General features: G+C 66.9%; 5 protein-coding genes and 1 pseudogene. All 6 read left to right on the top strand.

What is annotated here, in order from left to right; all coding sequences use genetic code 11:
- Window positions 1–120: 120 nt before the first annotated feature.
- A pseudogene (locus CRO07_RS19265) lies at window positions 121–306 on the top strand (VapE domain-containing protein); the annotation flags it as partial.
- A gap of 100 nt (window positions 307–406) precedes the next feature.
- The gene (locus CRO07_RS17920; protein WP_235841104.1) at window positions 407–898 is read left to right on the top strand and encodes a hypothetical protein; all 492 of its coding nucleotides are present in this window, start codon (window positions 407–409) and stop codon (window positions 896–898) included.
- Window positions 899–902: 4 nt separating this feature from the next.
- The gene (locus tag CRO07_RS17915) at window positions 903–2,936 is read left to right on the top strand and encodes a prohead protease/major capsid protein fusion protein (protein WP_097031985.1); all 2,034 of its coding nucleotides are present in this window, start codon (window positions 903–905) and stop codon (window positions 2,934–2,936) included.
- A 74-nt stretch (window positions 2,937–3,010) separates the two neighbouring features.
- Window positions 3,011–3,346: a DUF2190 family protein gene (locus CRO07_RS17910; RefSeq protein ID WP_097031984.1), complete on the top strand. Its 336-nt coding sequence runs from the start codon at window positions 3,011–3,013 to the stop codon at window positions 3,344–3,346.
- On the top strand, window positions 3,346–3,657 hold the full coding sequence (locus tag CRO07_RS17905) for a head-tail joining protein (protein ID WP_097031983.1): 312 nt from the start codon (window positions 3,346–3,348) through the stop codon (window positions 3,655–3,657). The genes CRO07_RS17910 and CRO07_RS17905 overlap by 1 nt, the downstream gene beginning before the upstream one ends.
- Window positions 3,654–4,286 (top strand): DUF6441 family protein, encoded by a 633-nt coding sequence (locus CRO07_RS17900; protein ID WP_097031982.1) that lies wholly within the window; start codon window positions 3,654–3,656, stop codon window positions 4,284–4,286. Before CRO07_RS17905 ends, CRO07_RS17900 begins: the two co-directional genes overlap by 4 nt.
- Window positions 4,287–4,447: the final 161 nt, after the last annotated feature.

The following is a 4,447-nucleotide window of genomic DNA, read 5'->3' as shown; positions in this document are numbered from 1 at the left end:
GTGGTGCGCCAGCCGCTGCCTTGGGATGACCCGGCCATCCGCTTTCCGCGCCCCTGGGACGATGCCGACGATGTGCGCACCGCCGAATGGCTGCAGTTGCGCGGGCTCAACGTGGCGCCGATGGTCGTCAGCCGGGGTGTCGGCGCGGTGGCCCGCGACCTGCGCATCCATCCGGTTCGCGACTGGCTCGACACCCTGAAATGGGACGGCACGCCCCGCATCGAGACCTGGACCAGCACCTATCTCGGTGCCACGCCGACAGCCTTCCATCACACCATCGGCGCGCTCTGGCTGATCTCTGCCGTGGCCCGGATCTACCGGCCCGGGGTGAAGGCCGATCACATGCTGATCCTCGAAGGGCCGCAGCCTGCACACGATCTCGGCCGGGTTCCGGGTGCCTTACGAATTGCTGACCGGCGATCTCAGCCAGGTCAACTATTCCTCGATCCGGGCCGGGCTCGTCGAGTTTCGCCGCCAGATCGATGCCGTGCAATGGCAGCTGTTCATCCCGATGTTCTGCGCCCCGGTCTGGCGCTGGTTCACCGAAGCCGCATGGGCGGCGGGCCAGATACCGACACCCGACGTGCCGGTCGAATGGTCGCCGCCGAAGTTCGAAGCGGTCGATCCGCAGAAGGACGCGATGGCGAACCTGCTGTCGATCCGGTCCGGCACCATGACGTTGGCCGAGGTGATCGCCCGACAGGGCCGCAACCCCGACGCCGTACTGGCGGAAATCGCCGCGACCAATGCCAAGCTCGATGCGCTCGGCCTCGTTCTCGACAGCGACCCGCGTCGCGTTACGAAAACCGGTAGCGCGCAAACCAGTGACCCCGCCAGCGATCCGGCCGCCGATCCGGAAGACGACCCGGCGCAACCCGACGCCGCCCAACAGGACTGACCCCATGGACACGATGATCGAACTGCCGGCCATGCGCCGGACGGCGGAGCTTGCGCCGAACAGCGCCGACGCGCAGGCCCGAACCGTCGAGGTGGTCTGGTCGGCCGGGGCCCGCGTCCGCCGCGCCAGCTTTTTCGGCGAGCCGTATGACGAGGAACTCAGCCTCGACCCCACCCATGTGCGGCTGGAACGACTGAACGCGGGCGCGCCTTTCCTGAAGGTGCATGAATTGGGCGCGCTGGACGCGGTCATCGGCTCCGTAGTGCCCGGCTCTGCCCGGCTCGAAAACGGCCGGGGCATCGCGCTTGTCCGGATATCGGAACGAGATGACGTCGAGCCGATCTGGCGTGACATTCAGGCCGGGCACATTCGGGCGGTATCCATCGGCTACCAGGTCCACCGCTTCGAGGTCTCCAAGCCCGATGGCGGCCGCGAGTTGTGGCGCGCGGTGGACTGGACGCCCTTCGAGGTTTCCGCCGTGCCGGTCGGAGCCGACCCCGCCGCCGGTTTCCGCGCCCAGCAATCCCTTCACGACTGCGTCCTTCATCGCCGGGACGCTTCCACCATACGACAAGGAGCATCCCCGATGACCGACCCGACCCAGACCCCGGCCGCAGCGGCCGCCGAACCCCATGCGACCGAGGAGACCCAGATGACCAACCCCACAAATCCCGCTGCCGAACCGCAGGCGCGTGCAGTCGAGACCCGGGCCTTGCCTCAGGCCGCCCCGGTGACCCCGCCCGACACCGAAGCCATCGCTACCCGGGCGCGCGAGGGTGAACGCGACCGCGTCTCCACCATCTATGATCTGGCAGGTCGCCTGAACCTCGAGCGCGGCTTTGCCGAGGATCTGGTCAAGCGCGGTGTCACTGTCGATGAATCCCGTCGCCTGATCCTCGACCAGGTTGCGGCCAGGTCGGACGAGACCCGGACCTTCCCGCATGTCTCGATCCCGCTCGGCGGCCGGGATGAACGCGTGACCAGACGCGCCGCCGTGGCCAATGCGCTGCTGCATCGCTTCAGCCCGACGCTCTTCCCGCTGGAAGACGCCGCCCGCCAGTACCGCGGCATGTCGCTCCTAGAACTGGCCCGCGAGAGCCTGACCAATGCCGGTGTCAACACCCGGGGCCTGTCGCGCGACGAGGTGGCGACGCGCTCGCTGCATTCCACCTCCGACTTTCCCGAAATCCTGTCGGCCGTCACCAACAAGACGCTGCGCCAGGCCTACGAGACCTATCCCCGGACCTTCATGCTGTTCTGCCGTCAGGTTCTGGCGACCGACTTCAAGGCGATGAACCGGGTGCAGTTGGGCGAGGCCCCGCAGCTTCTGGAAGTGGGCGAAAGTGGCGAGTTCAAGCGCGGCACGCTCGGCGAGAGCAAGGAAAGCTACAAGGTCAAAACCTATGGCCGGGTGGTTGCTATCACCCGCCAGACCCTGATCAACGACGATCTGGATGCCTTCACCCGGATCCCAGCGATGTATGGCAACTCCATCGCGCAGCTGGAAAGCGATGTGGTCTGGGGCATCATCACCGCCAACCCGGCAATGGCCGATGGCAACGCCCTGTTCCACACCACGCACAAGAACCTCGCCGGGACCGGCACGGCGCTGGCCGTCGACGCGGTGGGGGCGGCGCGCGCGGCGATGGCGCTGCAGACGGGCTTCGACAAGAAGACCGTCCTGAACGTGCGCCCTGCCTTCCTGATCGTTCCGGCCGCGCTGGAACTGAAAGCCGAGCAGCTGGTGGCGCAGAATCTCGTGCCCGCAGACACCACCAAGGTCGTGCCGCAGTCGATCCGGACGCTCTCGCCGATCAGCGAGCCCCGCCTTGATGCTGCCAGCGCCACCGCCTGGTATCTGGCGGCTTCCCCCAACCAGATCGACACCATCGAATATGCCTATCTGGAGGGCCAGCAGGGTGCCTACATCGAGACCCGCAACGGCTTCGACGTCGACGGGGTCGAGATCAAGTGCCGCCTCGACTTCGGCGCCAAGGCCATCGACTGGCGCGGCCTCTACAAGAACCCGGGCGCGTAACGCCCTAATCCTGAACACTGACACACGGGCGGTCCTGACGGGCCGCCCATCGTCTTTCCACAAGGATCCCCACCATGAAAAACTACGTCCAGCCCGGCAATATTATCACCCTGACCGCGCCCTACGCCGTAGCATCAGGCGATGGCCTCCTCGTCGGTGCTATCTTCGGCGTCGCTTCTGGCACCGCCGCCCTTGGCGAAGCGGTCGAGACCGCGGTCGAGGGCGTCTACGATCTGAAGAAGGTCGCCTCGCAGGCATGGGCCGCGGGCGACAAGATCTACTGGGACAACACGGCGAAGAACACGACCAAGACCCTGACCTCGAACACGCTGATCGGCGTGGCGACTGAGGCTGTCGCAGGCGGGGCCACTGACCTGATCGGGCGGGTGCGACTGAACGGCGCGTTCTGATGTCGGCCTTTGCCGCCGCAGTCGGCGCGCTCTTCGCCGACCCGAACATGGGGCGGGATGCGGTCTACATCGCCGACGGCGGCGCGCCCGTGCTTGTGCGCGCCGTCGCCCGGCGTGCCGATGCCGTCACCGACTTCGGCGAGGCGCGGCTCTGGTCGGAAACCACGCGCGTCGACCTGCGTGTGGCCGAGGTGCCGAACCCGCGCCCCGGCGACCGGATCGAGATCGACGGAGATGCTTTCCTCATTCAGGGCGAGCCCATCCGTGATCGCGAACGGCTGGTCTGGACTATCGATCTGAGGCCAGCGTGAAACTGAAGCTCGCCATCGATCCCGACATCGTCGCCCTGATGGCAGCCGAGGTCGCGGCCGGCGAACGCGCTGTCATCGCCGCCATGCGCGAGGCTGGCACCGGCCTGAAATCCGCCTGGCGCACACAGATCACCGGTGCGGGGCTGGGCACGCGCCTCGCCAACTCGATCCGCTCCGCCAGCTTTCCGAAGTCCGGCGAAAGCCTGAACGCGGCGGCGCTGGTCTGGTCGAATGCTCCGGTGATCATCGGCGCGCATGACACCGGTCCGTTGATCCGCTCGAAGAATGGGTTCTGGCTGGCGATCCCCACGCCAGCGGCAGGCAAGTCCACGCGCGGCGGCCGGATCACCCCCGGCGAATGGGAACGCCGCACCGGTCTGCGCCTGCGGTTCATCTACCGCCGCCGTGGCCCGAGCTTGCTGGTGGCGGAGGGGCGGCTGAACACCAAGGGTCGCGCCGTGGCGTCAAAGTCGAAAACTGGACGGGGCGTCGTCACCGCTCCAATCTTCCTGCTGGTGCCGCAGGTCAAGCTACAGAAGCGGCTGGATTTGGCGCGGGATGCCGAACGGGCAGTGGACGGTGTGCCGGGGTTGATCGTGGCGAACTGGGTGGAGGGGCAACTGCGTTAACGGGCTAGACGCTCCAGTTCGACGACATACTGGCGCACGAGTGCCGGCCGCCTTAGCTGACGCTAACAGGGTGCTGAAGAAATCGCCGTCGCGGAACAGTTTTCTTTCGGCGCAACCTGCTGGGTTTGGTTTCGGCTCCATCGACGCAGGCGAGCTACATG

Origin of the sequence: Cereibacter ovatus, assembly GCF_900207575.1 — a bacterium.
Classification (GTDB): Bacteria; Pseudomonadota; Alphaproteobacteria; order Rhodobacterales; family Rhodobacteraceae; genus Cereibacter_A; species Cereibacter_A ovatus.
The sequence above is the reverse complement of the archived record's forward strand: the minus strand, read 5'-3'. Positions and strand labels throughout refer to the sequence as shown.